This window comes from Acinetobacter sp. YH12231, assembly GCF_013417755.1.
GTDB classification, from domain to species: domain Bacteria; phylum Pseudomonadota; class Gammaproteobacteria; order Pseudomonadales; family Moraxellaceae; genus Acinetobacter; species Acinetobacter amyesii.
This window is the reverse complement of sequence record NZ_VPDJ01000003.1, coordinates 15,538-41,218: the sequence shown is the minus strand read 5'-3', so window position 1 is coordinate 41,218 and position 25,681 is coordinate 15,538. Positions and strand designations below refer to the sequence as shown.

At 40.7% G+C, this 25,681-nt stretch carries 27 protein-coding genes; 17 read left to right on the top strand and 10 right to left on the bottom strand.

What is annotated here, in order from left to right:
* Positions 1 to 50 precede the first annotated feature (50 nt).
* Positions 51 to 1,973 carry a threonine--tRNA ligase gene (gene thrS, locus FTV11_RS01490; RefSeq protein ID WP_180073263.1) on the top strand — a complete coding sequence of 641 codons (1,923 nt, stop codon included), beginning with the start codon at positions 51 to 53 and terminating at the stop codon, positions 1,971 to 1,973.
* A gap of 5 nt (positions 1,974 to 1,978) precedes the next feature.
* Entirely contained in the window at positions 1,979 to 2,527 is a 549-nt protein-coding gene (gene infC / locus FTV11_RS01485) for a translation initiation factor IF-3 (RefSeq protein ID WP_180026032.1), read from the top strand.
* A 703-nt stretch (positions 2,528 to 3,230) separates the two neighbouring features.
* Here infC and FTV11_RS01480 read toward each other — a convergent pair.
* Positions 3,231 to 3,692: an Hsp20 family protein gene (locus tag FTV11_RS01480; protein WP_180011698.1), complete on the bottom strand. Its 462-nt coding sequence runs from the start codon at positions 3,690 to 3,692 to the stop codon at positions 3,231 to 3,233.
* Positions 3,693 to 4,007: 315 nt separating this feature from the next.
* On the opposite strand from FTV11_RS01480, the gene FTV11_RS01475 reads away from it, so the two are divergent.
* Positions 4,008 to 4,625 carry a glutathione S-transferase N-terminal domain-containing protein gene (locus FTV11_RS01475; RefSeq protein ID WP_180073262.1) on the top strand — a complete coding sequence of 206 codons (618 nt, stop codon included), beginning with the start codon at positions 4,008 to 4,010 and terminating at the stop codon, positions 4,623 to 4,625.
* Here FTV11_RS01475 and FTV11_RS01470 read toward each other — a convergent pair.
* Positions 4,622 to 5,038: an energy transducer TonB gene (locus tag FTV11_RS01470; RefSeq protein ID WP_180025970.1), complete on the bottom strand. Its 417-nt coding sequence runs from the start codon at positions 5,036 to 5,038 to the stop codon at positions 4,622 to 4,624. The genes FTV11_RS01475 and FTV11_RS01470 overlap by 4 nt on opposite strands.
* Positions 5,039 to 5,248: 210 nt before the next feature.
* Between FTV11_RS01470 and FTV11_RS01465 the strand changes: the two genes are divergently transcribed.
* Complete coding sequence (locus FTV11_RS01465) at positions 5,249 to 5,533, top strand: hypothetical protein (protein WP_180025969.1); 285 nt, start codon at positions 5,249 to 5,251, stop codon at positions 5,531 to 5,533.
* Between the two features lie 12 nt (positions 5,534 to 5,545).
* On the top strand, positions 5,546 to 5,974 hold the full coding sequence (locus tag FTV11_RS01460; RefSeq protein ID WP_180025968.1) for a YqaA family protein: 429 nt from the start codon (positions 5,546 to 5,548) through the stop codon (positions 5,972 to 5,974).
* Here the strand turns inward: FTV11_RS01460 and FTV11_RS01455 are convergent.
* From FTV11_RS01455 to FTV11_RS01445, 3 genes are all read right to left on the bottom strand, one after another.
* Positions 5,962 to 6,708 (bottom strand): energy transducer TonB, encoded by a 747-nt coding sequence (locus tag FTV11_RS01455; protein WP_180020973.1) that lies wholly within the window; start codon positions 6,706 to 6,708, stop codon positions 5,962 to 5,964. The genes FTV11_RS01460 and FTV11_RS01455 overlap by 13 nt on opposite strands.
* Before the next feature lie 60 nt (positions 6,709 to 6,768).
* Positions 6,769 to 7,503, bottom strand: a complete 735-nt coding sequence (locus tag FTV11_RS01450) for an energy transducer TonB (protein WP_180025967.1) — start codon at positions 7,501 to 7,503, stop codon at positions 6,769 to 6,771.
* Positions 7,504 to 7,607: 104 nt separating this feature from the next.
* Complete coding sequence (locus FTV11_RS01445; protein ID WP_180073307.1) at positions 7,608 to 8,861, bottom strand: MFS transporter; 1,254 nt, start codon at positions 8,859 to 8,861, stop codon at positions 7,608 to 7,610.
* A gap of 223 nt (positions 8,862 to 9,084) precedes the next feature.
* Here FTV11_RS01445 and rpmI point away from each other — a divergent pair, with 223 nt between their 5' ends.
* Positions 9,085 to 9,279 carry a 50S ribosomal protein L35 gene (gene rpmI / locus FTV11_RS01440; RefSeq protein ID WP_065994397.1) on the top strand — a complete coding sequence of 65 codons (195 nt, stop codon included), beginning with the start codon at positions 9,085 to 9,087 and terminating at the stop codon, positions 9,277 to 9,279.
* 11 nt (positions 9,280 to 9,290) lie between these two features.
* Positions 9,291 to 9,650: a 50S ribosomal protein L20 gene (rplT, locus tag FTV11_RS01435; protein ID WP_004647525.1), complete on the top strand. Its 360-nt coding sequence runs from the start codon at positions 9,291 to 9,293 to the stop codon at positions 9,648 to 9,650.
* Positions 9,651 to 9,727: 77 nt separating this feature from the next.
* Here the strand turns inward: rplT and FTV11_RS01430 are convergent, their stop codons facing one another.
* The gene (locus FTV11_RS01430) at positions 9,728 to 10,870 is read right to left on the bottom strand and encodes a hypothetical protein (protein WP_180011779.1); all 1,143 of its coding nucleotides are present in this window, start codon (positions 10,868 to 10,870) and stop codon (positions 9,728 to 9,730) included.
* A 575-nt stretch (positions 10,871 to 11,445) separates the two neighbouring features.
* Here FTV11_RS01430 and FTV11_RS01425 point away from each other — a divergent pair.
* Entirely contained in the window at positions 11,446 to 11,997 is a 552-nt protein-coding gene (locus FTV11_RS01425) for an adenylate kinase (protein WP_180073261.1), read from the top strand.
* A gap of 110 nt (positions 11,998 to 12,107) precedes the next feature.
* Complete coding sequence (locus FTV11_RS01420; RefSeq protein ID WP_111884721.1) at positions 12,108 to 12,320, top strand: hypothetical protein; 213 nt, start codon at positions 12,108 to 12,110, stop codon at positions 12,318 to 12,320.
* A gap of 84 nt (positions 12,321 to 12,404) precedes the next feature.
* On the opposite strand, the gene FTV11_RS01415 is transcribed toward FTV11_RS01420, so the two are convergent.
* Positions 12,405 to 13,433, bottom strand: a complete 1,029-nt coding sequence (locus FTV11_RS01415) for a hypothetical protein (protein ID WP_180025965.1) — start codon at positions 13,431 to 13,433, stop codon at positions 12,405 to 12,407.
* A gap of 159 nt (positions 13,434 to 13,592) precedes the next feature.
* Here FTV11_RS01415 and pheS point away from each other — a divergent pair, with 159 nt between their 5' ends.
* From pheS to FTV11_RS01400, 3 genes are all read left to right on the top strand, one after another.
* On the top strand, positions 13,593 to 14,573 hold the full coding sequence (gene pheS / locus FTV11_RS01410) for a phenylalanine--tRNA ligase subunit alpha (protein WP_078192633.1): 981 nt from the start codon (positions 13,593 to 13,595) through the stop codon (positions 14,571 to 14,573).
* Between the two features lie 130 nt (positions 14,574 to 14,703).
* The gene (gene pheT / locus FTV11_RS01405; protein WP_180073260.1) at positions 14,704 to 17,085 is read left to right on the top strand and encodes a phenylalanine--tRNA ligase subunit beta; all 2,382 of its coding nucleotides are present in this window, start codon (positions 14,704 to 14,706) and stop codon (positions 17,083 to 17,085) included.
* Positions 17,082 to 17,378, top strand: coding sequence for an integration host factor subunit alpha (locus FTV11_RS01400; protein ID WP_004649746.1), 297 nt, complete (start codon positions 17,082 to 17,084; stop codon positions 17,376 to 17,378). Before pheT ends, FTV11_RS01400 begins: the two co-directional genes overlap by 4 nt.
* A 283-nt stretch (positions 17,379 to 17,661) precedes the next feature.
* On the opposite strand, the gene FTV11_RS01395 is transcribed toward FTV11_RS01400, so the two are convergent.
* The 3 genes from FTV11_RS01395 to trxA form a co-directional block, all read right to left on the bottom strand.
* Positions 17,662 to 17,907 carry a hypothetical protein gene (locus FTV11_RS01395; RefSeq protein ID WP_078192631.1) on the bottom strand — a complete coding sequence of 82 codons (246 nt, stop codon included), beginning with the start codon at positions 17,905 to 17,907 and terminating at the stop codon, positions 17,662 to 17,664.
* Positions 17,908 to 18,319: 412 nt separating this feature from the next.
* Positions 18,320 to 19,588, bottom strand: a complete 1,269-nt coding sequence (gene rho, locus FTV11_RS01390; RefSeq protein WP_067731074.1) for a transcription termination factor Rho — start codon at positions 19,586 to 19,588, stop codon at positions 18,320 to 18,322.
* 324 nt (positions 19,589 to 19,912) lie between these two features.
* Positions 19,913 to 20,239 (bottom strand): thioredoxin, encoded by a 327-nt coding sequence (gene trxA, locus FTV11_RS01385; protein WP_078192629.1) that lies wholly within the window; start codon positions 20,237 to 20,239, stop codon positions 19,913 to 19,915.
* Positions 20,240 to 20,505: 266 nt separating this feature from the next.
* Here trxA and ppx point away from each other — a divergent pair, with 266 nt between their 5' ends.
* Genes ppx through FTV11_RS01360 form a run of 5 tightly spaced genes read left to right on the top strand, consistent with a single transcriptional unit; the run spans position 20,506 to position 25,615 of the window.
* On the top strand, positions 20,506 to 22,026 hold the full coding sequence (gene ppx / locus FTV11_RS01380; RefSeq protein ID WP_078189571.1) for an exopolyphosphatase: 1,521 nt from the start codon (positions 20,506 to 20,508) through the stop codon (positions 22,024 to 22,026).
* A 33-nt stretch (positions 22,027 to 22,059) separates the two neighbouring features.
* A complete protein-coding gene (locus tag FTV11_RS01375; RefSeq protein WP_078189570.1) occupies positions 22,060 to 22,884 on the top strand; it encodes an acetyl-CoA carboxylase carboxyltransferase subunit alpha in 825 nt (274 codons plus the stop codon).
* Positions 22,821 to 24,197, top strand: coding sequence for a tRNA lysidine(34) synthetase TilS (gene tilS, locus FTV11_RS01370; RefSeq protein WP_180073259.1), 1,377 nt, complete (start codon positions 22,821 to 22,823; stop codon positions 24,195 to 24,197). The genes FTV11_RS01375 and tilS overlap by 64 nt, the downstream gene beginning before the upstream one ends.
* Positions 24,194 to 25,024 (top strand): pyrroline-5-carboxylate reductase, encoded by an 831-nt coding sequence (gene proC / locus FTV11_RS01365; RefSeq protein ID WP_168378486.1) that lies wholly within the window; start codon positions 24,194 to 24,196, stop codon positions 25,022 to 25,024. The genes tilS and proC overlap by 4 nt, the downstream gene beginning before the upstream one ends.
* 27 nt (positions 25,025 to 25,051) lie before the next feature.
* On the top strand, positions 25,052 to 25,615 hold the full coding sequence (locus tag FTV11_RS01360; RefSeq protein WP_078189567.1) for a YggT family protein: 564 nt from the start codon (positions 25,052 to 25,054) through the stop codon (positions 25,613 to 25,615).
* Positions 25,616 to 25,681: the final 66 nt, after the last annotated feature.

Sequence of the window (25,681 nt, the reverse complement as noted above, 5' to 3'; positions counted from 1 at the left end):
TCGCGGTGATATGCTCTATTGTACGGGGCATCACTCCTTAAGGATTTTCTATGCCAATTATCACTTTGCCAAATGGCGATCAAAAAGAATTTGATCATGCCGTATCTGTGATGGAAGTTGCTCAAAGCATCGGTCCTGGTCTTGCAAAAAATACAGTTGCAGGTCGTGTAAACGATCGTTTAGTAGATGCATCTGATCTGATTACCGAAGACGCAAGCCTTCAAATTATCACGCCTAAAGATGAAGATGGTATTCATATCATTCGTCACTCTTGTGCACATTTAGTGGGTCATGCAGTTAAGCAACTGTTCCCAGAAGCAAAAATGGTAATTGGTCCTGTCATTGAAGAAGGTTTCTACTATGACATTTGGATGCCACGTCCATTCACTTTAGATGACATGGCAGCGATTGAAGAGCGTATGAAAAAGCTCATCGATCAAGATTATGATGTCATCAAAAAAATGACACCACGTGACGAAGTGATCAAAGAATTCACTGCACGTGGCGAAGAGTACAAACTCCGTCTGATTGAAGACATGCCTAACGAAACAGAAATGGGCTTGTACTATCATCAAGACTACTTGGATATGTGCCGTGGTCCGCACGTTCCAAATACTAAATTCTTAAAATCGTTCAAGCTGACTAAAATCTCTGGTGCTTACTGGCGCGGTGATGCGAAAAACGAACAGTTACAACGTATTTATGGTACAGCGTGGGCAGACAAGAAACAGCTTGCAGCTTATGTAAAACGTATTGAAGAAGCAGAAAAACGCGATCACCGTAAAATTGGTAAAGCGCTTGATTTGTTCCATATGCAAGAAGAAGCACCGGGTATGGTGTTCTGGCATCCGAACGGCTGGACCATTTACCAGGTACTTGAACAATACATGCGTAAAGTTCAGCAAGACAACGGTTACCAAGAAATCCGTACACCGCAAGTGGTTGATTTCACGCTTTGGGAAAAATCAGGTCACGCAGCAAACTATGCTGAAAATATGTTTACGACTCACTCAGAGAACCGTAACTATGCAGTAAAACCAATGAACTGCCCATGTCACGTGCAAGTCTTCAACCAAGGTTTGAAATCTTACCGTGACCTGCCAATCCGTTTAGCTGAGTTTGGTTCATGTCACCGTAACGAACCATCGGGTTCATTACACGGCATTATGCGTGTACGTGGCTTTACCCAAGATGATGCGCATATCTTCTGTACCAAAGAACAAATCGGTACTGAAGTTGCAGACTTTATTAAACTGACATTAGATGTTTATAAAGACTTTGGCTTTGAAGAAGTACAAATGAAGTTGTCGACACGTCCAGAAAAACGTGTAGGTGATGACAAACTTTGGGACATGGCAGAAAAATCTTTAGCAGATGCTTTAGATGCTGCAGGCCTAGAGTGGGAACTTCAACCGGGTGAAGGTGCATTCTACGGTCCGAAAATTGAATTCTCATTGAAAGACTGCTTAGGTCGTGTATGGCAGTGCGGTACAATTCAATGTGACTTTAACTTACCAGAACGTTTAGATGCGTCTTATGTGACTGAAGATAACGACCGTGATCAGCCTGTAATGTTGCACCGTGCAATTCTTGGCAGTTTCGAGCGTTTTATTGGTATACTTATTGAACACTATGCTGGTTTCATGCCACCTTGGTTGTCTCCAATTCAAGCATGTGTGATGAACATTACCGATTCACAAGCTGAAGCATGTGAGTCAGTCGTCGCTAAACTTAAAGAAAGCGGTATCCGCGCGATTTCAGACTTGAGAAATGAGAAAATCGGCTTTAAGATTCGTGAACGTACTTTAGAGCGTATTCCTTACTTATTGGTTCTTGGGGACCGTGAAGTTGAGGAAGGTACTGTAAACGTCCGTACTCGCTCTGGAAAAAATTTGGGTACTATGTCAATTGATGCATTCGTTGACCTAGTAAAAGCAGCCGTAGCCGAACGCGGCCGGTACATTGTGGAGTAAAAGCGATTAAACAGCCTGACCGTAATCAACAGGGCGGAAAATCAAACCGTCCTGCCTTGAATGATGAAATTCGTGCAAAAGAAGTCCGTCTAGTAGACGAAAATGGCGAGCAAAAAGGGATTGTATCTCTTGCTGACGCTTTGCGTGCTGCAGAAGCAGTAGATCTTGACCTTGTTGAGATTGTTGCTAATGCTGAGCCACCAGTCTGCAAAATCATGGATTTCAACAAGCATTTGTTTGATCTAAAACAAAAGCAAAAAGAAGCGAAGAAAAAACAACATCAAGTACAGGTGAAAGAAATCAAGCTACGCCCTGGTACTGATGTTGGTGACTACAACGTTAAACTACGTGCCATTATCAAGTTCCTTGAAGAAGGCAATAAGGTAAAAATCACGCTTCGTTTCCGTGGTCGTGAGATGGCTCACCAACAACTTGGTTTGGCTCAATTACAAAAAATTGAAGCTGACGTAGTTGAATACGGTGTTGTTGAACAAACCCCGAAAATGGAAGGCCGTCAAATGGGTATGCTGCTTGGTCCTAAAAAGAAAAAGTAAGTATCCATTAAAAAAGCACTGCATTTGCAGTGCTTTTTTTTGCCTATATTTTGGTTTTTTAATCTCAATGATGTTCAAGGGCACCAATAATTTTTGCTGCGTATTGATTGGAAAATAGAGCAAAATTCATGAATGCGAACTTATGTCTGAGGGTATTAAGTAAGTTTCTTTAAGAAAGACAAATTTGATTATATTTTAATTGATATTCAATCGTTGTTTCGATTCAGACGTTTTGAAATGCTTTAATTTAGTTTTAATGTAGGTATAAAGTGAGCAAAGCTTTTTATTGAGCTAACTATGTGAGATCTATTTACATAACACCGGCCGTGAGATGGGGATTTTCAGTACCCTCCAATAGATTTTCATCTTGGTAATATTAGGTCGTATATTCCATGTCATAAAAGCAATCAGAACAAAGTACATTTCATAGAAATAGATAGTAATACAAAGTAGGATTATTTTTTGCAAGATACGCCAAAATTGAAAAAGAGTAGATGAACAGCTTGTAAGCCAGACCCACCAAGGATTCATTAAAACACCTATAGGGAGTATTTAGTTTGGAATAAAAAATCAGAACATAAAATTTGCAATCTAGACACTATATTTTTGAGATGGGATGATTTTAATTCTTTTTTATTATGTTACGAATTTAACTATTTTTTTCAAAAAAAAGACCCCGAAGGGTCTTTTTTTTTATGAGGGTTTACTCAGCGATATTTTCTTGGACATGACTTTCTATCAATGCCTTTTTGCCAATTGGAATTTGGCGTGGTAGTTTTTCTTCAGGAATAATACGCTGTAAGTCCACTGTCAATAAACCATTTTCATATAGGGCTTGTTGCACTTCTATATGTTCATCTAAGCGTAAAGACAGTTTAAATGTACGACGAGCAATGCCTTTATGCAGGAATTCCACAGTTGTATCTTGCGCTTCAGTTGGTTTACCTGAAATGCTTAGCACTTGATTTTCTAAGTTTAGCGAAAGTTCATCTTCTGTAAAACCTGCGGTTGCCACCACAATGCGATAGCTATTTTCAGCCGTTTTTTCAATATTGTATGGCGGGTAATTTGGTGTGTCGCTTTGCATAGCATAATCAAATAAATCGTTGAAACGATCAAAACCAATGCTACGACGGAAAAGTGGGTTAAGATTTAAACTACTCATAATTAGAACTCTCTTTAATAAGCAAAGTTGTAACAATAAGAAATGTTCAGTGATGCTTGGCATCCACTGTTCACTAACAAGATCGTTTGATCCTTGTACATGTATCAATATCGGTCTGTGCTGATTTTTTTCAAGGGATTTTTATAAAAAAATTATATTTTTTGAATTTTTGTACCTTAAGTGATTTTAAAAGCAAAGTGATAATTCACATTTTAACGTTACTTTGCAGAAAAACTGACAAGCTTTCACTGGATTAAACATGTTATACATAAAGCAAAATGAGATTGCCTTACTGAAAATTAAAAAGGAATATAGATGATTGATCTCTACTATTGGGGTACACCCAATGGACATAAAATTACCATCGCTTTAGAAGAAATGGGTTTGGAATACCAAATTTTTCCGATTAATATCTTGGAAAATGATCAATTTCAGCCAGACTTTTTGAGAATTTCTCCGAACAATAAAATCCCTGCAATCGTGGATCAGAATGGCCCACGAGGAGAGTCAATTTCAGTTTTTGAGTCTGGTGCGATTCTGCAATATCTTGGACGTAAAACAGGTTTGTTTTATCCAGAAGATGAGTTTGAGCGCGTTGAAGTTGAACAATGGTTGATGTGGCAAATGGGTGGTTTTGGGCCCATGTTAGGACAAAATCATCATTTTAGTCGTTTTGCACCTGAACGTATTTCGTATGCAACTGAACGTTATGTAAATGAATCTAAACGCTTATATAAAGTTTTGAACCATCAGTTGATTGGTCAAAAATTTGTGGCTGGAGAGTATTCGATTGCAGATATGGCTATTCTGCCTTGGGCACTGCGTCATGAATGGCAGCAAATTCAGCTGGAAGATTATCCATACGTGAAAGACTATATCGATCGACTGACGGCCCGTCCAGCGGTACAAAAAGCCTTAGCAATACACGTTTAAAAAAAGAGCATGGAAACATGCTCTTTTTTTACGAAATAAATAGAAGCTTTTTCCACCAAGGTCTTTGGTTTTCTTTCAGGGTCTTGAGTGAGAAGGGCTGTAAGGCAACAAAGGGGGGAGGCTACACCATTTTCGATATAAGGTTTGAACTTGGCACGTAAAAGTGACTGCTCAACCCGCTTATCAATGTGTGTAAGTCCAGAGCTTTTGATTAATTCAGCTTTTTGAACTTCGCCAGTGGCTAAAACATACAATTTAAAACTAAGGTCACGATTTTGATTGCCCAGATCGTCATTGTTGAAGTTAAAGAAAGGTCGCTTTTGCCAAATCATTTGATCTTGTGTAATCACGTGTTGTTTGGCAACTTCAGAAGGACTTTGTGCATATAAAGCGGTCAAAATTTGTAATAACACGATAAAACTTAAGCAAAGAATTTTTTTCATAAAGTGAGTTAAAATTATTCAATATTTGCGTGGCAGATTAGAAGTCTCATGTATAAAAGTAAAGTGCGGAAAGACTCACCTTAAGATTTTAGATAGGACGGAAGAAAATTCTAACGCTGTGTTAGAATGCGGCGCTGCCGAAAGAACGCGTTGTTGACGGCTTAGTTGGACGATTTTGCGATGAAAGACTTTTTCTTAAATTTTACCCGTATTGTTGAAAATAACCCAAGAATCTATTGGAGTATTATTTTGGGTATTGCAGGCTGCTTAGTGCTATTTGTCGCTGAAATTGTGCATGTTCAAAATATTCTTGCAGATTTACATACCAAAGATCAAAACTTGATGCGAGCTGCGATTGAACCGATTTCTTCACAATATAAATGGTCGAGAATCGTTGTAATTGTTGCAGCAGTGCTTTGGTCAAATTTTGAATATTTGAAGTCGAAGAAAAAATTAGGTCTCTAAGCATTCGTTTCGATGTGGTCGTTTTTAGTTTTATTCTTCGCGGCATTTGGGGCTGCGACCTTACTTCCTTTACAGTCCGAAGCCGTATTGCTCGGATTGTTGAGCTATGGTCAACACAATCCATGGCTACTGATTTTGGTGGCCAGTATCGGAAATATCCTCGGTTCTTGTGTGAATTGGTGGCTCGGTTTAAAAGTAGAACATTATAAAAATAAAACATGGTTTCCCGTGTCAGAGCCAAAAATGCAGCAGGCACAGGGCATTTATCACAAATATGGCTATTGGTCTTTGCTACTGAGTTGGCTGCCGATGATTGGAGACCCAATTACTTTAATCGCGGGTTTAATGAAAGAAAACTTCTGGCGATTTTTCACACTGGTCAGTATCGCCAAAATTGGACGTTATCTGTTTATCTACGGGCTATTTTTTCAATTACATTGAATATTTTTCAGCTGAATGCGCTCTTTAAATTGAATTTTAAAGATCTGATAAAACTTACGTGGCGCTTCGATTTTTGCCAGTTCAAATTTCTTTAATAGCAAGCGGGCAATTGGATCACTTGGACTTTGTATTAAACGAATATCGGAAATTTGGTTCTTACGATCTACGCTAAAACTAAAATCTATGCTGAATTGTTTTGCTTCAGATTCCGTCATCGGCAGCTTCATTGCGGGGACGTCTTTGTATTGAAATGTTCTATGTTGGCCAGACTGTTGGAGCTGCAAGCCCTCGGGCTCAAAATCAGCCCAGCAGGTTTTGATGGGCTTTCTTTTTGGTGTTTTACGTGTCGATGAATAGTCATCAGCATTAAATTCAAATGGCTGCGTCGCTCGGAAGGGATAGCTGATGCCCGATTCTATATAAGGCCTGAAGCGTGCCTTTTTTACCGCGTTAATGACCATATCATCCAAATCTGGCAAGCCTGAACTGGTGATGATTTTGACTGCGGTAATGTTGCCCGAGTTGTCTGCATCAATTGCGACATTGACAAATCTAGGGCGTCCTTCCAGATCTCCTGGCTCAAATTTAACTTTGGGTGCGCGCATCCAGCTGACAGGTCTGTCTTGCAATATTTTTACTTCGCTGGCGGGCGCAGTCTCAGCGGCAGCATACTGCGTGCACATCACTGTGCTTGCACAGAGCATTAGACCTATTGCTGTATATTGTTTCAACATAGTCATTCCATCAGTGCGCGGCATGCCAATGCATTATTTTAATGCCGCTAAAAATTGAGATTATGAGCAGCCATTTACTTGAAATTGAATTTCATCTTTAAAGTTCGACTTTTTATAGATCCAAAGGGTGCTCGCAGTACGTTTAACCGAGATCTGACTATTTCTCAATGCTTCAACGACTTTCTGATCGAGTGCATAAATGCCAGAGCCTTGCTTGATCTTGACCTTTTTTACTTGTCCGTGTTTATCCACTTTAAAGTTAAATTTGACTTTACGATCATGCTGTTTCAACTCATGACTAGTGAGATCTAATTTTGGTTGAGATACATATTGGAATGGCGTTTTCTTATCTGCACTTTGTGCCTTCCAAACTTTTGAATCAAAGTTGAAATCACATTCAGGCGTATTGCCTTTAACTCTCAAATTAAACGCTTGATAGCCAATAATGGCTTTGGCTTCACCATTTTCTAAATGTGGTTTGACTTTAGCTTTTTTGACAGCAGAAATTAAGATTCGGTCGAGTTGATCGACACCTGTACTTTCTTCAACACTTGCATCGGTAATGGTGCCTTTTGCATTTGCTGTAACACGAATAATGGCCGCGCGGTCACGTTGCTTGAGGTCTTCATTGGCATATACCGGTTTTGGAAAAACCGACCAATTTAAACGCGTGGTTAAATGTGCAGGAGCAACTTCAATATTCTGTGCCGGAAGTTGATGGGTTTTGGTTGAAGCACTAAACGCTGTAGAAAATGGAGCGCAGGCCAAAAGGGTTAAGCACAGATATTGTTTCATAAGTCTATTCTAAGATCACAATGTGAGTGATGAATGCGTCGATATTGCTGCGCAGTATTTCCTGTATTGGAAATACTGGCAAGGTTTAAATGGAAAATATGCCATTATTTTTTTGACTGATGGGTAATGTCGATCCCAAACAAGTCACGGGTTTTTGCCCAGCTGATTGCAACAACAGCCATGGTCATACAACCACCAAAAAGTGTCGCCATGATCGTGCCCATGTATTTTGCTGCAAGTCCCGATTCAAAAGCTCCAAGTTCATTACTGCTAGAAACAAACATGCCATTCACCGCAGCAACACGACCTCGCATATTTTCAGGTGGATAAAGTTGCAAAATGGTCTGACGAACCACCACAGACACGCTGTCACATGCCCCAGTCATTGCCAGTGCAAAGAGTGATAACCAAAGATTGCTTGAAAATGCGAATAAAATGGTAAATACACCAAAACCCGCTACAGCCAATAACATATTACGCCATGCATGATGAGTTGGAGGGAATTTGGTCAATGCAATCATAGTGATCAGGGCGCCAATAGACGGTGCTGCCCGTAAGTAGCCTAAACCTTCAGGCCCCACTTTTAAAATATCTTCGGCAAAAATCGGTAAGAGGGCAATCACGCCACCAAAAAGCACAGAAACTAAATCGAGTGAAATCGCCCAAAGGACAATTTTGGTTTTCCAGATAAATCGAAAACCTTCACTTAAACTATCTTTTAAATTGTCAGATTCAATTTTAGGAAAACTGCGTTTATTGAGTAGGTTAATGAGAACGAAGCAGACCGTTAGTAGCGCCGCAACACTGAGTAAGCTGGTTTCACGGCCTAAAAATGCCAACATAAAACCGCCAAGCATTGGCCCAATAATCACCCCACTTTGCCAACCAATCGTTGTCCATGTTGCACCATTGGCATAGAGCTCCCGCGGGATTAAAAAAGGTTTAAGCGACGTTGCCGAGGGATTATAGAAACCACGGATCGTTCCAAGCCCAAAAATGACCGCATAAATTCCCCAAGACAGTTGGGTGACATCAATTTGGCCGAGACCATATTGGTGAAATAACCCCCAAAGAATTAGTGGCATAGGTACAGAAAAAAACAGACAAATTTTCATAATGGTCTGTTTATTGAAACGATCTGCAAAGTATCCTCCCCACAAAGAGAGAACAATAAAAGGAATTGCTTCAGCTAAACCAATTAAGCCCAGTGTTAGCGGGTCTTTAGTGATTTGATACAGTGAGTAAGCAACAATAATTTCTTGAATCAAAATGGCTAAGGTCAGACAAAATTGATTAAGCGTAACAATCGAGAAATCCCGATAACGTAGGGCTGCAAAAGCATCCTGTGCAGGTTTCATAATGGACATTAATAGTTGGCGTGCCGACATTATATAAGCCTTATTGGGCATCGCTTATAAAATCATCGGAAAATCTATATCAGAAAATTAATTAAGTTCGATATTCGGTAGAAAGATTCGCTTTTGTTTTGAGCAAAGATGCTTTAGAATACTCGCTCCCTTACCTGCAGGGCGTCTTTGCAATGGTGCAGACGTGCCGAACAGGTGTTCAAAAGAGGTTCTTATGCCTAAGATGAAAACTCGCCGTGGTGCAGCTAAACGCTTCAAGCCAACTGCAAACGGTTTTAAACGTCACCAAGCGTTCAAACGACACATTTTGACCAAAAAATCTGCTAAGCGTATCCGTCAATTACGCGGCTGTGTAATGGTTCACGTAAGTGACGTTGCTTCAGTTCGCCGTATGTGCCCATACATCTAAGGAGATTATAAATGGCTCGTGTTAAACGTGGTGTACAGGCTCATCGCCGTCATAAAAAAATTCTTGCTCGTGCTAAAGGTTACTACGGCGCTCGTTCACGCGTATATCGCGTAGCGTTCCAAGCAGTAATCAAAGCAGGTCAATATGCTTACCGTGACCGTCGTCAAAAGAAACGTCAATTCCGTGCTCTATGGATTGCGCGTATCAATGCCGGTGCTCGTCAAAATGGTTTGTCGTACAGCCGTATGATCGCTGGCTTGAAAAAAGCTCAAGTGATTATCGACCGTCGCGTACTTGCTGACATCGCTATGCATGACGCAGTTGCGTTTGCTGCTTTAGCTTCTAAAGCTAAAGATGCATTAGCTGCATAAGTCTTTATGACTTAAAAAGGGACCGCTTTTAGCGGTCTTTTTTTGGGCTTTAAATTCTTATGTAAGCTTAACCAATATTAATCGGTTTTTGTTTTAAGCTGGACATAAGCAAGGTCTCGGTGCTGAAAATGATAGTTATGCCAATGATAATAAATGGGAAATTCATAAATTGCATTTATTTTAAAGTGCGTGTTGTAGAAAGGTGTTTTGGGTAAAATATGAAAAGTTTGCTGGTTGTCTAATAACAACCATTTCTGACCATCTGCATCCATTGAGAGTAATTGCGCATCGGTCATTTTATGAGTGCCAAAATGCAAAGCATAATAACTATGCAATACCGGCATTAGAAAAAAGCTCAGGCTCAGCGTTAAAAATGTACTGGACAGCACGCTTCCTGTAAACGCCATTTTGGGAATATCTTTTTGTATCCACAATACGCTTGGAATGAAAATCAGCAGAAAAATAATGGCCAAACACAGCAAAACCGGATAATTGGAAATGTAAAAGAACTGCGCTTGCGCGTTTAAATATAAGCCCAAAATACCAATAGGAACGCTGCCGATAATCAGGTAGGCGATCCGCGGGCTGATCTTGGTTTGCAGAATTAAATTTTGCAGATCTTCTTGAGAAAGCGTCAGCGCCGCAATCTCATCCTGAAAATTATAATATTGTTTGAGTATTTGAATCAGCTGCCCTTTTTCATGTTCACTTAAGCATGCAAGGTGCAGTTGAGATTGAACATTTTTAAGGGGGAAGAATAAAAGCTGTGGATTTTCTTTGTTGGCAGTCTGATAAATAGGACGCTGCAGCCATGAGATCCGTTTTGGGCGTTTTATACCAAGAATGGCAAATTGACAGTATTCTACCTCCTGCCGCTGAATGAATGTGCTGAGAGGTATTTTCCACAAGCGGTAATAAATTTTATCAGGCGTAATGACCAGTTTAATCTGCGTTTTTAAGTAATCAATGACAATTATAGATACGATGTAGAGCAGGATCAGCTGGGCATGATCGGCTTGCAGCTTGTAAATCGGGAAATTTTTTAGGGTGAATTGCAGGTATTCAATCACTATGCTGACGTTAAGCGGTTGAGCTTGATCTCTAAACCATTTGAAAAAAGGTATAATAAAGACCATCGCAATGCCTAGTAAAATAAGCATTAAAATTGTTGGCCATGAAATCAGCGGTTTTTTAGCATAAATGTCAAATTCTGTTTTCATAAAGTCTCATAATAATTATGTTGAAATTTTATATTTAAGTGTTTGGTTACTATATTTAAATTTTGAATATTTGATCGATGCTTAGCGCTAAATTATATCTGAAAATGAATAGGCTAGGTAGGTGCTGCGCCCCGAGCCACGGTTTGTGCGTATTATGTCGTGATTTCAATGTTTAGCTTCGATCTTGTTGCCTGGCCGGTTTGTTTAATGCTCAGTTGAAGGCCCGCACATGCACACGGCGCTTTTCGCTCAGAACGGGAAGGTATTTATATTGCGCATGTTCATCATAATTGCGGGCAGAATTAATTCATTCATCTGGGGACAGCTAGAATCTGTTTTTTTTATAAGGCGTGCAGATAGGGGGGACGGCCATAAATGAATGGATAAATACCAACTGAAAAATTATTGGATCAATATAGTCTGTGAAAAGTGTGTTTTTATACTGCAATTGAACCTGACTTTATCAATATCGATGCAGATCTTTTAAATTATCGTGAAGAATAAAAGTTAACCTATCTTATCTAATACTGTTATCTTGAAGTAGGTTCACTTGACTCAAGTAGATCATCATGACAATGAAAAAAATAAACGTAGTCGGTACATCTGCTACAGGAAAATCAACCTTTTCCAGAGCTTTGGCGGAAAAATTAAGGTTACATTATATTGAACTGGATAACCTATTTTGGCTGGATGATTGGCAGGAGTGTCCTGACGAAATCTTTTTTGCACGTATCGAAGCTGAAATTGCCAAAGCAAAAAATGGTTATGTTATTGATGGCAACTATACTCGGGCGATTCCGGTGAAATGGTCGGAAATAGATACGGTGATATGGTTAGACCTTCCGTTTCCAGTCAATTTATACCGCTCTGTAAAGCGCGCATTTTCTCGGGCTAAGTCCAAACAAGATCTTTGGCCAGATTCAAATAATCAGGAAAATTTGTGGCGGATGTTTGGTCGAGATTCCATTGTCTGGTGGATGATTAAGACCCATAAAAAGAATCGTGAAAAATATCTACAGATGATGAATGCACCTGAATATCAACATATTCAATGGATTCGTTTAAAGTCTGCAAATGCAGTTGATGCATTTTTAGAACAATTGGACTCTTATGTTTTTGATATTTAAGTTTTGATGTTTTATCAATAAAAAGTGCAGTTAAGTTACAGAAATAATCTTTATACCGCGCTTTGCGCCATGCCTAATGTATGGATAGAAAAGAACAAAAGGAAAATAAAATGTTGGCTGAAATAGTTGGTATGGGTCAAGGTAGCATTACTGTAGAGCTCGAAATGATTCCCCGCAAAGGTGAGGCGGTCAAAATCATGTATGGTGCAGACGCAGAGCTTGAGGGGGAAGTAGTCTCGGTCAGTCATTATATTAATCAACATGCCGATCAGCATCGCGTTCGATTAGAAATTCGTCCATTTAATTATTTAACGACCTCATAATTTTGAAATCTTTCATACAGAAGTATGTTTATAAAAAAGCCCCTCTATGAGAAGGGCTTTTTAGTGTTGATCATATTTATACAGTTAAAGTCCGAAGTAATAAGCCAATAAGCAAATCACTACCGTAATAATAATTAAAGTAATCACTCCACCTGCACCGGGTTTATGGGTTGGATTTGGCGTGTGTGCATGCTGAGGATTTGATTTTCTTTGCTCAGTTTTAAATCCATCCAGAGGAGAGCTTTCGACCACAGGAGTTAAACGTGCAGTTTTATAGTGATTGGCGACTTTTACGATAAATTTAGCCGTTAAATCTTCAGTTTTTTGAGCAAAATGGCGCAAATTTAACTGTTCTTCAGGTGTATAGATGCTGCCATCTGCATGATAGGGATGCTGAATTTTAGACTGAATGTGGCGGTTTAATGCATCTAAGCGATGCAAGCTGTCATGTGCAAAATCCGCTTGTGCATCCGTTGGCAAGAGTGCAAGTTTTGTAGATTCATTCGATTCGCTGCTTAGATCAAGCTGCGTACCATAATAAGGTGTGCCCAACACCTCCGGCTCAATAAAACCTTCCGCAGGTTTTTGTAAAAATAATTCTGCTTCAGTGAAGTTATGAATATCATCCCATTTTGGTAACTGCATATCTGCTTCGATGCGTTTAATGAGTTTATGGTTCAGCTCATAGCGCCAAAAAGTTTCTCGACGAATTTGCAGTTGTTGGGATGCCGGTGCTTCATAGTCATTTTCTGCGTTATACCACTCGGCAAGTTCTTTACCAAAAATCCATGCCTGCTTTTTATTTTGTTCATGGCTCACAATAAAATGAGCAAAGGGAAGAAGTTCAACGTTAGCATTCGGATTTTGTTCATCATTCAGCAAGCTAGAGCTATGTAAACTTAAGCGTTGTACCCCTTGTTTTTTTAAGCCCTCTAGCCAAATTTGGAAATGTTGAGCCAATAAATGCTGTGAAAGCAAATCACGAAAATGGAAACTGTGCTGATCAAAAATGTGGTGATTCAACCAACGTTGAAAACTCAAACCTTGGTTGAGAAATTCATTGCCATAAGTGACGAGTGTGAGCTGTTGTTTCCAGATTGGATCGAGTGCCATAAAGATTGGATCCCATTGATATTGTGTTTATCTTATACTTTTTTTAAAACTTGATGCTAATGCAATTTTAACTTGTGAATGCGCTTCATCATAACGGCTAAAAACTGTTAGAATAAGGGGTTTATATTATTTTTTTAAATTGTTGCTTTGAGAGTTACTATGTCACTGGAAGCCCTGACCACTGAAGCGCTCGCTGCGATTGCAGCAGCAGAGGACCTTGCTACACTCGACCAAGTGCGAGTGCAATTTACAGGGAAGAAAAGCCAGCTCGCGGAACAATCGAAGTCGCTCGGTAAAATGGACCCAGAAGAACGTAAAGTTTTTGGTGCTCAAATTCATGCCGTTCGTGAATCGATTACTGGCGCACTGACTGCTCGTCAAGCTGAATTACAAAAAGCTGCATTAGAACAAAAGCTTGCTAGCGAAACGATTGATATTACTTTACCCGGCCGTGGTCAAACGGTGGGTAGTATTCACCCTGTGACTCAAGTTCAAGAACGTATTTGCCAATTCTTTACCAAAGCTGGCTTTACTGTTGCGACTGGTCCAGAAGTTGAAGATGATTATCACAACTTTGAAGCATTGAACATTCCGGGTCATCATCCTGCACGTGCGATGCACGACACTTTCTATTTTGATGCGAATCATTTACTTCGTACGCATACCTCAGGCGTGCAAATTCGTACGATGGAAAATCAGCAGCCTCCAATCCGTATTGTGTGTCCTGGTCGTGTTTATCGCTGTGACTCGGACCAAACGCATTCGCCAATGTTCCATCAAATCGAAGGTTTGTATGTGGCTGAAAACACCAGCTTTGCAGAACTAAAAGGTTTGTTGGTTAACTTGTTAAATGAATTCTTTGAAAAAGATTTGAAAGTACGTTTCCGTCCATCTTATTTCCCATTTACAGAGCCAAGTGCGGAAGTGGATATCATGGATGAACGTGGTAAATGGTTGGAAGTTTTGGGCTGCGGTATGGTGCATCCAAACGTTTTACAAGCCGCTGGCATCGACCCAGAAAAATACAAAGGCTTTGCCTTCGGTTTAGGTGTAGAGCGTTTTGCCATGTTGCGTTACGGCATTAATGACCTGCGTATGTTCTACCAAAATGATGTGCGTTTCTTACGCCAATTTGCTTAAACAGTTTTATACCTCTCCCTAACCTCTCCTAAAAGAAGAGGGGGTGTCCATCATGACTTAGGGTTCGTCCTCTTTCTTTAAAGGGGCGCTAGAGGGGATTAGAAATTTAGAATTAATAGGTTTTTATACAATGAAAATTAGCGAAAATTGGTTGCGTACATGGGTTAACCCAGCCATTGATAGCGATACACTTTCTGACCAACTGACCATGTTAGGTTTAGAAGTTGATGATTTATCTCCTGCTGCAAAACCATTTACTGGTGTAGTAGTCGGTGAAGTTTTAACAGTGGTTCAACATCCCGATGCTGACCGTTTACGTGTCACTACTGTAAACATCGGTTCAGGCGAGCCGTTACAAATCGTTTGTGGAGCTCCAAACGTACGTGTAGGCATGAAAGCTCCTGTAGCAACCATTGGTGCAGTACTTCCGGGCGATTTCAAAATTAAAAAAGGCAAGCTTCGTGGTGTTGAATCACAAGGCATGCTGTGCGGTGCGTCTGAAATTGATCTTGAAGATAAAATCGACGGTCTATTAGAGCTTCCTGCCGATGCACCTGTTGGTGTAAATGTGCGTGAATATTTAGATCTTGATGACAATGTGATTGATATCAGCATCACGCCAAACCGTGGTGACTGCTTCAGTATTCGTGGTATTGCACGTGAAATTGGTGTGATTAATCAACTCCCTGTGACTGCCCCTGAAATTAAAGAAGTTGCTGCAACAATTACTGATGAGAAGAAAGTTGTTGTTGAAACTGATGGTTGCCCACGTTACTTAGGTCGAGTGATCAAAAACGTTAATACCAAAGCACCAACTCCTGAGTGGATGGAGCGTGCATTAGCTCGTGCAGGCATTCGTCAGCACAGTATTTTGGTCGATATTACCAACTACGTTTTAATGGAATTGGGTCAACCTTTACATGCATTCGATGGCGGTAAAGTTGAAGGTTCTGTTCGTGTACGCCAAGCAACAGCAGCAGAAAAATTAACGTTGTTGAATGAACAAGAAGTTGAATTATCTGAAAACGTGATGGTGATTGCGGATGATCAAAAAGCTTTGGCGATTGCAGGGATCATGGGTGGCCTAAGTTCAGCCGTTTCTGATGATACCACTGAAATTTTCCTTGAGTCGGCGTTCTTTGATCAACTCTATATCGCAGGTCGTGCACGTAGTTTTGGTTTGCATACTGATGCCTCTCAGCGTTATGAACGTGGCGTAGACTTTGAATTGCCGATGACGGCAATGCACCGTGCTTCTCAACTTATCGCTGATTTAGCTGGTGGTGAGTTTGGTCCAATTACTGTTGCTGAAAAAGTAGAGCTATTACCAAAACGTGAAGCCATTGAACTGAACCAAGCGCAAGTTGATCAACTGCTCGGTTATAAAGTTGAATCTGCATTTATTACGGATGCTTTAACGCGTTTGGGTTGCAATGTCACTGTGAAAGCAGAAGGTGAGTGGACTGTTGTACCACCATCACACCGCTTTGATATGGCGATTTATCAAGACCTCATCGAAGAAGTGGCACGTATTCACGGTTACGACAATATTCAAATTAGCTTGCCGGTGATTGATGTCAAACTAGCGAAATACCAAGACCAATTTGAATTGGTTCAGTTACGTCAAACTGCAGTGGCTTTGGGTTATCAAGAAGCGATTAGCTTTAGCTTTGCAGATGCGAAACTAGAGAAACAATTGAATCCACAGGTTCAACCACTAGCGCTTGCAAACCCGATTTCTAGCGACCTTGCAGTGATGCGTTCAACCTTATTATCAAGTTTGATCCCATGTGTGCAATACAACGTGAACCGTCAACAAAACCGTGTGCGTTTCTATGAGCTTGGTCTACGTTTTGATTATCAAGGTGCGAACAGCATTCATGATCTTAAACAGATCCCAACCTTTGCACTAGTTGCAACAGGTTCGCGTACGACTGAATCTTGGCATGGTAAAGCACAGCCTATGGATTTCTTTGACTTTAAAGGCGATGTAGAAGAGATTTTAAATTCTGCACGTTTAAATGTTGAATATGTACGTTCAGAACGTACGTGGTTGCATCCAGGCCAATCTGCTGAAATCTTAGTCAATGGTCAATCAATTGGTTACTTCGGTCGTTTACACCCATCTTTAGAAGATGAGTTGGATTTGGCGACTACTTGGGTAGCTGAATTGGATCAATTGGCTGTTTTGCAAACTTATGTATCTAATTTTACAGAATTATCACGTTTTCCGTCGGTTCGACGTGATATTGCGCTTTTAATTAGTGATAAGATTAATGTTAGTGAAATTCAGCAACTTATCGAAAAAACAGGCGGTGAACTTTTAGACGCAGTTTGGTTGTTCGATGTGTACACTGGTCAAGGTGTCGAAGAAGGCAAGCGCTCATTGGCATTTGCAATTCAATGGCAACATCCAACACGTACATTAGAAGATGCTGAAATCAAAAACGGTATGGATAACATACTTCAGGTGTTGGAAAACACTTACCAGGCGACATTGAGGGCTTCATGACAGCATTAACAAAAGCAGAAATGGCTGATCATTTAAGTGAGCTCACGAGTTTAAACCGTCGTGAAGCAAAACAAATGGTCGAGTTATTCTTCGATGAGATTAGCCAAGCGCTAATCTCTGGGGAACAAGTTAAACTCTCTGGTTTCGGTAACTTCGAGTTGCGTGATAAACGTCAACGCCCAGGCCGTAACCCGAAAACGGGTGAAGAAATTCCGATTTCTGCCCGTCGTGTAGTGACCTTCCGTGCGGGACAAAAATTCCGTCAACGTGTTGGAAATGAGCAGATCGATTGATCTGCTTTTTTTTGTCTTTGATTTAGTAGGCGCAGTGCTCATCATCTATCGCACAATTCATGTTGAAGAATATTCGTTTTAAAGTGAGACGATATATTTGAGTTGAGTTGTCGTAAAGATTGATTGTGGCTTTCTTTGAGCTAAATCTTCAGTTTTTATTTTTCAATAAGCATGGGTTTAGTATTTTGAATATTAGCTATTTTTTATTAACTAGGGTTTAAAGTTTGAGGCAATAAAAAAGAGAGCCAAAGGGCTCTCTTTTTGTGCTGAATAATCGGTTAGATTATTGAGCTTCAGAAGCAGCAGCAGTAGCTTCAGATGCAGCAGCAGTAGCTTCAGATGCAGCAGCAGTAGCTTCAGAAGCAGCAGCAGAAGCTTCAACAGCAGCAGCGTCAGACGCAGCAACTACTTCAGAAGCAGCAGCTTCAGATGCAGCAGCAGGAGCAGCTTCTTCAGTTTTTTTAGCACAACCAACGAAAGCTAAAGTAGTAGCAACTGCAGCAGCAATAGCGATTTTTTTGAATAACATGGCATCACTCTCTAAAATATGAGATTAAAAAATAACCTGCGTTAGTCTGTTGTGTGCTTTTATTATGCCTAATTTGAATAGGTATTAAAAATGCATAGAGCAGTCTAACTGGTCTGCGTGTATGCTATCACTGAGTATTTTGAAATGCTACTAGCGACTTTGAAAAAACCGTGAAAAATAGGTGAAAAACGACCATTTTTTAACAGAAAATAACAATTAAGAGAAAGATTTATATTGGGGAAATAGCAAATAAACCACTAAAAAGAATAGGGTTTTTTAAAATATATTTTTTATAATCATCAACTTGAAAATAAGTTTACATGGAAATCCATCAAATGTTTCTTTGTGTAACTAAAGTCAACCAAATAAAAAGGCCATCGTTATAGATGGCCTTTTCAGTCAAACATTCAACTTAGTTGGATGCTTTACGTTTCATTTGATCAAAGAAATCATCATTGGTTTTGGTTTCTTTCATACGATCAAGCAAGAATTCCATCGCTGCAAGTTCGTCTTGTGTATGAAGCAATTTACGTAAAATCCAAACTTTACGTAGGTTATCTTCAGACATTAGGCGCTCTTCACGACGTGTACCTGATTTTTTGATGTTCATCGCAGGGAACACACGTTTTTCAGCAATACGACGGTCTAGGGTAATTTCTTGGTTACCTGTACCTTTGAATTCTTCGTAGATCACTTCATCCATCTTACTACCAGTTTCAATCAACGCAGTTGAGATAATTGTCAGTGAACCACCTTCTTCAATATTACGTGCTGCACCGAAGAAACGTTTTGGACGTTCTAAAGCATGGGCATCCACACCACCAGTAAGAACTTTACCAGATGAAGGGATTACGGTGTTGTAAGCACGTGCTAAACGAGTAATTGAGTCAAGCAAAATCACCACGTCTTTTTTGTGTTCAACAAGACGTTTAGCTTTTTCAATCACCATCTCTGCAACTTGTACGTGACGAGCTGGTGATTCATCAAATGTAGATGCAACCACTTCACCACGAACTGTGCGTTCCATTTCTGTTACTTCTTCAGGACGTTCGTCAATTAGAAGGACAATCAAGAAACATTCTGGATTGTTACGAACAATCGACTGTGCGATGTTTTGTAACAACATGGTTTTACCCGCTTTTGGCGGTGCAACGATAATAGAACGTTGACCTTTACCAATCGGAGCAACCAAGTCAACCACACGCGCAGTTAAGTCTTCAGTTGTACCATTACCCAATTCCATCACCAATTGTTCAGTTGGGAATAAAGGTGTTAAGTTCTCGAAAAGAATCTTATTACGTGAGTTTTCTGGTGTGTCGTAGTTAATTTGATTAACTTTTAATAATGCAAAGTAACGTTCGCCTTCTTTAGGGGGACGAATCGTACCTGTAATAGTGTCACCAGTACGAAGGTTAAAGCGACGGATTTGTGATGGGCTCACATAGATATCGTCAGGGCCGGCTAGGTAAGAACCCGCTGCAGAGCGTAAGAAACCAAAGCCGTCCGACAGAATTTCTAGAACGCCATCACCAAAAATCTCTTCGCCGTTCATTGCGTGGCGCTTTAAGATGGCAAAAATAATATCTTGCTTACGGTTACGAGCCATTCCTTCGAGGCCCATAAACTCGGCAATCTTGATGAGTTCGCCAATCGGTTTTTTCTTGAGTTCGGTTAAGTTCATAGGTGGTCAGATAGAATCTAAAATTCTGAGGTACAGGTTGGAAAAGGGAGCAACAAATGTGCCGCGATCATGCAAGAAACGATAGCAATTGGTTTGCACAAAACAATTCAGAGATCTGATTCGTTATATGAAGAGAGATGTGAAAAACAATTCTGTTGCCGAGCGGCATTTTATGTGTTGTGTGTTGTAAGAAAATGACAGGATTTGAGATCCTTAATTTCTTGAGTAAACAATATAAGAGAGAACACAGCATTTGTCAATTTATCAGGCAAAAAAATACGCTGTATAAAACAGCGTATTTCCATGGGTTTTTATCGAAAAATATTAGATGTTTTCTTCGATGAACGCTGTCAATTTAGATTTTGGTGCAGCACCGACTTGAGTTGCTACAACTTCACCGTTTTTAAACATTAATAATGCAGGAATGTTACGGATGTTGTAGTTCACTGCAGTTTGTTCGCAAGAAGTAACGTCTACTTTAACGATTTTAACTTTGCCTTCAAACTCAGTTGAAAGTACTTCAAGTACAGGTGCAATGGCTTTACAAGGAGCACACCAACCTGCCCAGAAATCTACAAGTACAGGAGTATCAGACTCTAGTACATCGGCTTGGAAGTTTTCATCAGTTGTATTTACGATATTGCCAGACATGGATTTTGCTCCGGAATTAATTTTTAAGTTGACTCTATGTTTATAAGTATTACATAGCCAACTATAACAATGTAGGGGGTTATGTAAATTTTCGACCTGAATGGCGAGTTTGTCTAATGGATGATCACGATGCCGATGATCGTGTATGACTATCATTGCTTCAGATAAAAAATCGATAAGTTCCGCCCGAACTACTCATAAATGGCTTTTAAATTGCATGTATGTGAATTAATCTAAGCACAATTCTGAACAGGTTTTTTTGAATAATGTCTGATTTTTTGATTGATGAAGAATTACTTGCTGCTATCGATATGGGATCGAACAGCTTCCACTTGGCTATCGCACGTGTAGACCATGGTGAAGTGAAAAAAGTTGCATCAATGTCAGAAAAAGTACAGCTTGCCGCAGGTCTAGACGAAAATAAAAATTTGACTGAAGCCGCACAGCAACGAGGATTAGCCTGCCTAGCACGATTTGTAGGGCGTTTAAATCCTGTCCAAGCCAACCGTTTACGTATTGTGGCGACCAATGCCTTGCGCCAAGCAAAAAATGGTCATGAATTTATTCAAAAAGCTGCTGAAATTTTACCCAAGCCGATTGAAATCATTGCTGGTCGTGAAGAAGCCCGTCTTATTTATTTGGGGGTTTCTCATACCATGGCAAACAGTGGTCGTCGCCTAGTGATTGATATCGGTGGGGGTTCTACAGAGCTAATTATTGGTGAAGAGTTTGAGCCGATTCATACTGAATCCGTGCAAATGGGCTGTGTTGCTTTTACCAAAGCGTTTTTTGCAGATGGTGAAATTAACCTGAAAAGCTTTGATAAAGCGGTGAATGCTGCTCGCAAGGAAATTGCTGGCATTGCCAACACTTATAAAGCTGCGGGCTGGGATACTGTTGTCGGTTCAAGCGGTACGATCAAAGCGTGTCGTCAAATTTGTGTCAATATGGGCTGGAGCAACGATCAGGAAGAACTGACGCGTGACGGTCTATTTAAACTCAAAGATAAATTGCTTAAATATAAGCATGTCAATGAAATGGAATTTGATGGTCTAAAAGAAGACCGTCGAGCAGTTTTGCCAGCCGGCATTGCCATTTTATATGCCGTTTTTGATGTGCTGAATATCGATAAATTGGTCTATTCGGATGGCGCATTACGTGAAGGCGTGATGTATGACCTCTTGGGACGTTTCCAACATGAAGATGTTCGAGATCGTTCTGTACATGCGTTGATGGGTCGCTACAACGCAGATGTAAAACAAGCAGAGCGTGTGGTCAATACCGCGCAACAACTGTTTAATGGTGTGGCGACCGCATTGAATTTGACTAGTGATGACAGTGATTTACTGCGTCGTGCAGCGTATTTGCATGAAATTGGCTTAGCGATTAGTCATAGTGGTTACCACCGTCATGGTGCCTATTTGTTGCAACATTCGGATATTCCGGGTTTCTCGCAAATTGATCAAAACCATTTGTCACATTTAGTGGCGCATCATCGTCGTAAGCTACGCAGTGATGCACGTGTCGATGTGATGAAAGTCGGTGGTAACAAACTTGTTTACTTATGTCTATTGCTTCGTTTAGCAGTTTTATTAAATCATAGTCGCAGCGATGAGATGCTTCCTGCCATTGAATTAAGCGTGGACAATGCGCAACAATGGCAACTTAGTGTTTCTGGTGATGCCAAACAGTGGCCTTTGTTGGTTGCAGACTTGCATGATGAGCAAGTGCAATTTAAGCATTGGGATATTGAACTGAATATCCAGTCGGAACAATTTATCAATTAACAGACCAGTTAAGTTAGGGATAATGATCGACCTATGAAAAATAAAGCAGCTCAATCTAAAGCCTGGACTACGGTTCAGATCGCACGTCATCCTGAACGTCCGCAGTTTTTGGATTATGTTGGCGAAATTTTTACAGAGTTCGATGCTTTGCACGGTGACCGCCTATTTGGTGATGACGGCGCGATGATTGGTGGTTTGGCTCGTTTAGATGGTCAGCCTGTGATGATCGTAGGTCAGCACCGTGGTCGTAGTACACGTGAAAAATTACAGCATAATTTTGGTATGAGTAACCCAGAAGGTTACCGTAAAGCACAGCGTTTATTGGATATGGCGGAGCGTTTTAATCTGCCTGTCTTTACTTTTATTGATACCATGGGTGCCTACCCAGGCGTGGGTGCAGAAGAACGTGGTCAGGCTGAAGCGATTGCAACCAGTTTGGCTCAGCTTTCTTCACTTAAAGTGCCTGTAGTGGCAACGGTATTGGGTGAAGGTGGTTCGGGTGGTGCGCTGGGTATTGGCGTGGCTGACCGTGTGATTATGCTATCTCACAGTATTTATTCAGTGATTTCACCTGAAGGCTGTGCATCTATTTTGTGGAAAACTGCAGAGAAAGCAGAACAAGCAAGTGAAGCATTGGCATTGACGGCAGATAAATTGCAGAAGATGGGCATTGTGGAATACGTGGTGGACGAAGCGGAAGGCGCACATTTAAACCCTGAAAAAGTCATGCAGGATTTGAAAGTGGTCTTGAAGCAAGCTCTAGAAGAACTGCAACCAATGGATGCAAACGAACGATGCGAAGCGCGTTATCAGCGTTTAATGAAGTTTGGCAGCGACAATTTAGGGCTGACTGCTTAAGTCAAATTCAGGCGCTGCCTGAACAAAGCCGATTTTTAATAGGATGTAGTGGTGGCATGGATTCCATGTTGCTGCTGCATCTTATGCCGTTTTTGTGCCCTGAAAAAATACGGGTAATTTATATTGATCACCAACTACAAGCGTGTAGTCACGCTTGGGGGGAGTTTGTACGTGCTCAGTGTGCAGCGCTGAATCTTCCATTCATTATACAAAAAGTTCAGGTTGCGCAAGGTAATCTTGAAAATCAAGCCCGCTCAGCCCGCTATCAAGCCTTTGCCCAACATTTACAAGCAGATGAAATATTGGTACTCGCGCATCATCAGCAAGATCAAGCCGAGACACTGATGTTGCGGCTACTTTCAGGTGCGGGTGTCCATGGCCTTGCTGCCATGAAAAAATTCGATGTACGTGAAGATTTTGCTTTATGGCGTCCGCTATTGGATCTTTCACGTGAGCAAATTTGCCAATGGGCAGCACAACTGCATGTGCAAAATATTCAAGATCTCACCAATTTTGATACCGACTATGACCGCGCGTGGAGTCGTGAAATTCTATGGCCTGTACTCAGTGGTCGATTTCCTAAAATGCAGCAAGCCCTGAGTCGAACCAGTTATTTGATGCAAGATGCTGATGAAATTTTACACGAGGTGTTGCAACAAGATTTGGCAGCCTGTGGTTCATCGCAAACTTTATCTTTAGTGGTTTTACAACAGCTCAGTCTGGCACGTCAGCGTCAGTTGTTATCGCACTGGATGAAAGGTGAGGGGCAATATCGTCCAAGTTTTGAAATGGTACAGCGATTATTTTCAGAAGTGATTGGCTCACGCGAAGACTCGCAAGCGGCATTACACTGGAATGGATTTTATTATCTGCGCTTTCAACAGCAACTTCATCGGATTGCCAAAGCGGATTATCTGCCAGCAGAATCCATTCAAGAGGTTGAGGTTATAACTTGTGTTGCAGGTCAGTCTCTCAAGTTGCCTACAGGCCATTTTGTGATTCAATCCTCAGAAGTTGGCTTATCACCTGAATTATTGGGGCAGCAACTGCAGATTCGCCCACGTCTTGGCGGTGAAAAAATTCATTTATATGGTCGTATCGGAAGTTGGCCGTTGAAAAAAGCCATTCAGCAGGCGCAAATTTTTCCATGGCAGCGTCATACTATTCAAATATTAAGCCGAGATAATGTTATGCTAGGCGTCTTTACGCCTCAGGGCTTTTGGTTGGCGCAGTCTGAATTTTGTACTCAAGCTGGCTGGCAACCGACATTATCTCTTAACGCTAAATCTGCAATATCGGATCTTCAATCATGAGCGCAATTCTAAATTGTAATATCAGTTTCATTGGTGGCGGCAACATGGCACAGGCTTTAATTGGTGGCCTAATTGCACGTGGTGTCCCGACTACACGTATTACAGTTTCAGATCCCGTAGAAAAAGTACGTGAGCTTTTGGCTGAAAAAGATTTGCATGTGACCGATGATAATGTTGCAGCAATTCGAGATGCTGACATTGTACTTTTTGCAGTTAAGCCTCAGGTGTTGGCAAAAGTTTTGGCACCATTACAAGGGTTGCTAGAAGGGAAGTTAGTGATTTCAATTGTTGCTGGTGCGGAAATTGCAACGATTTCAAAACTATTAGGCACAGAGCGTATTGTTCGTGTCATGCCAAACACACCTGCTTTAGTTCAAACCGGTGCGCATGGTTTGTATGCAGGTGAAGCGGTTTCGGCTGAAGATCGTGATCTTGCAAGTCAAGTTTTGGCTTCAACGGGTTTAACACTTTGGGTAAACTCAGAAGCGCAAATTGATGCGGTAACAGCAGTTTCTGGCTCAGGTCCTGCATACTTTTTCTATATGATGGAAAGTATGATCCGTGCAGGTAAAAACATGGGCTTGGATGAAAAGGTAGCTACAGCGCTAACCTTGCAAACTGCATTAGGTGCCGCACAAATGGCAATTACCAGTGCCAATAGTCCTGCGGAGTTACGTAAAAATGTAACCTCTCCAAACGGTACAACACAAGCCGCGATTGAAGTGTTTGATCGTGCTCAAATTTCACAAAATATTCAGGCTGCTTTAGCCGCAGCGCAAAAGCGTAGCCAAGAGTTGGCACAAGAGTTAAGCGAAAGCACCAAATAATTCGATTTGATTTAGGAAAGTTCAAGTATGGGCTCTGCTCAAATTTTTGGAATCATTATTAACGTTGCAATTTTGCTCGTATTTTTCCGTTTTTTAATGCAGCTTGCTGCCGTGAGTCCATATAACCCTGTGGTTTTGGCAACAGCAAAAGCAACAAAAATTGTCGATATCTTTAGCCGAATTTTCCCAACTTTGGCCAAAGGTCGAGTGAATACTGCAGCTTTGGTGTTGGTGGTGATTCTGTATTTGTTAAAAATGTTTGGTTTGATGTATTTGTCTGGAGTGGCGGTGAATAGTCCATTCCATTTGATCATTATGACCTTTGTGACCATGATTCAGGATTTAATCCGTTTCTGTCGTTACTTAATTTTTGCATCGATTATTTTGAGTTGGGTCGTGATGTTTAGTCAGTCACGTTCGCCTTATATTGAAGTGGTTCAAGAGCTGGCGGAACCGCTACTTGCACCATTCCGCCGTATTCTTCCAAATATGGGGATGATTGACTTGTCACCAATTTTTGCGATTTTGGCATTGTTGGTTGCGGAAACCATTATGAAGCAAGTCGCAATTGCATTATTGACTGGTCTTTAATCTGAGCTAAGACAAGTTAAATTAAAAAGGACGCCGAGGCGTCCTTTTTTGTGGATTTAATATGTG

Coding starts and splice junctions, on each gene's coding strand:
- tilS (WP_180073259.1), top strand. CDS start 22,821: ATGCGAAGCGCGTTATCAGCGTTTAATGAAGTTTGGCAGCGACAATTT.
- rpmI (WP_065994397.1), top strand. CDS start 9,085: ATGCCTAAGATGAAAACTCGCCGTGGTGCAGCTAAACGCTTCAAGCCA.
- pheT (WP_180073260.1), top strand. CDS start 14,704: ATGAAAATTAGCGAAAATTGGTTGCGTACATGGGTTAACCCAGCCATT.
- FTV11_RS01425 (WP_180073261.1), top strand. CDS start 11,446: ATGAAAAAAATAAACGTAGTCGGTACATCTGCTACAGGAAAATCAACC.
- FTV11_RS01430 (WP_180011779.1), bottom strand. CDS start 10,870: ATGAAAACAGAATTTGACATTTATGCTAAAAAACCGCTGATTTCATGG.
- FTV11_RS01445 (WP_180073307.1), bottom strand. CDS start 8,861: ATGAAACCTGCACAGGATGCTTTTGCAGCCCTACGTTATCGGGATTTC.
- FTV11_RS01420 (WP_111884721.1), top strand. CDS start 12,108: ATGTTGGCTGAAATAGTTGGTATGGGTCAAGGTAGCATTACTGTAGAG.
- FTV11_RS01450 (WP_180025967.1), bottom strand. CDS start 7,503: ATGAAACAATATCTGTGCTTAACCCTTTTGGCCTGCGCTCCATTTTCT.
- pheS (WP_078192633.1), top strand. CDS start 13,593: ATGTCACTGGAAGCCCTGACCACTGAAGCGCTCGCTGCGATTGCAGCA.
- FTV11_RS01375 (WP_078189570.1), top strand. CDS start 22,060: ATGAAAAATAAAGCAGCTCAATCTAAAGCCTGGACTACGGTTCAGATC.
- trxA (WP_078192629.1), bottom strand. CDS start 20,239: ATGTCTGGCAATATCGTAAATACAACTGATGAAAACTTCCAAGCCGAT.
- FTV11_RS01455 (WP_180020973.1), bottom strand. CDS start 6,708: ATGTTGAAACAATATACAGCAATAGGTCTAATGCTCTGTGCAAGCACA.
- FTV11_RS01480 (WP_180011698.1), bottom strand. CDS start 3,692: ATGAGTAGTTTAAATCTTAACCCACTTTTCCGTCGTAGCATTGGTTTT.
- thrS (WP_180073263.1), top strand. CDS start 51: ATGCCAATTATCACTTTGCCAAATGGCGATCAAAAAGAATTTGATCAT.
- FTV11_RS01360 (WP_078189567.1), top strand. CDS start 25,052: ATGGGCTCTGCTCAAATTTTTGGAATCATTATTAACGTTGCAATTTTG.
- rplT (WP_004647525.1), top strand. CDS start 9,291: ATGGCTCGTGTTAAACGTGGTGTACAGGCTCATCGCCGTCATAAAAAA.
- rho (WP_067731074.1), bottom strand. CDS start 19,588: ATGAACTTAACCGAACTCAAGAAAAAACCGATTGGCGAACTCATCAAG.
- FTV11_RS01395 (WP_078192631.1), bottom strand. CDS start 17,907: ATGTTATTCAAAAAAATCGCTATTGCTGCTGCAGTTGCTACTACTTTA.
- FTV11_RS01465 (WP_180025969.1), top strand. CDS start 5,249: ATGAAAGACTTTTTCTTAAATTTTACCCGTATTGTTGAAAATAACCCA.
- FTV11_RS01460 (WP_180025968.1), top strand. CDS start 5,546: ATGTGGTCGTTTTTAGTTTTATTCTTCGCGGCATTTGGGGCTGCGACC.
- FTV11_RS01475 (WP_180073262.1), top strand. CDS start 4,008: ATGATTGATCTCTACTATTGGGGTACACCCAATGGACATAAAATTACC.
- FTV11_RS01400 (WP_004649746.1), top strand. CDS start 17,082: ATGACAGCATTAACAAAAGCAGAAATGGCTGATCATTTAAGTGAGCTC.
- ppx (WP_078189571.1), top strand. CDS start 20,506: ATGTCTGATTTTTTGATTGATGAAGAATTACTTGCTGCTATCGATATG.
- FTV11_RS01415 (WP_180025965.1), bottom strand. CDS start 13,433: ATGGCACTCGATCCAATCTGGAAACAACAGCTCACACTCGTCACTTAT.
- proC (WP_168378486.1), top strand. CDS start 24,194: ATGAGCGCAATTCTAAATTGTAATATCAGTTTCATTGGTGGCGGCAAC.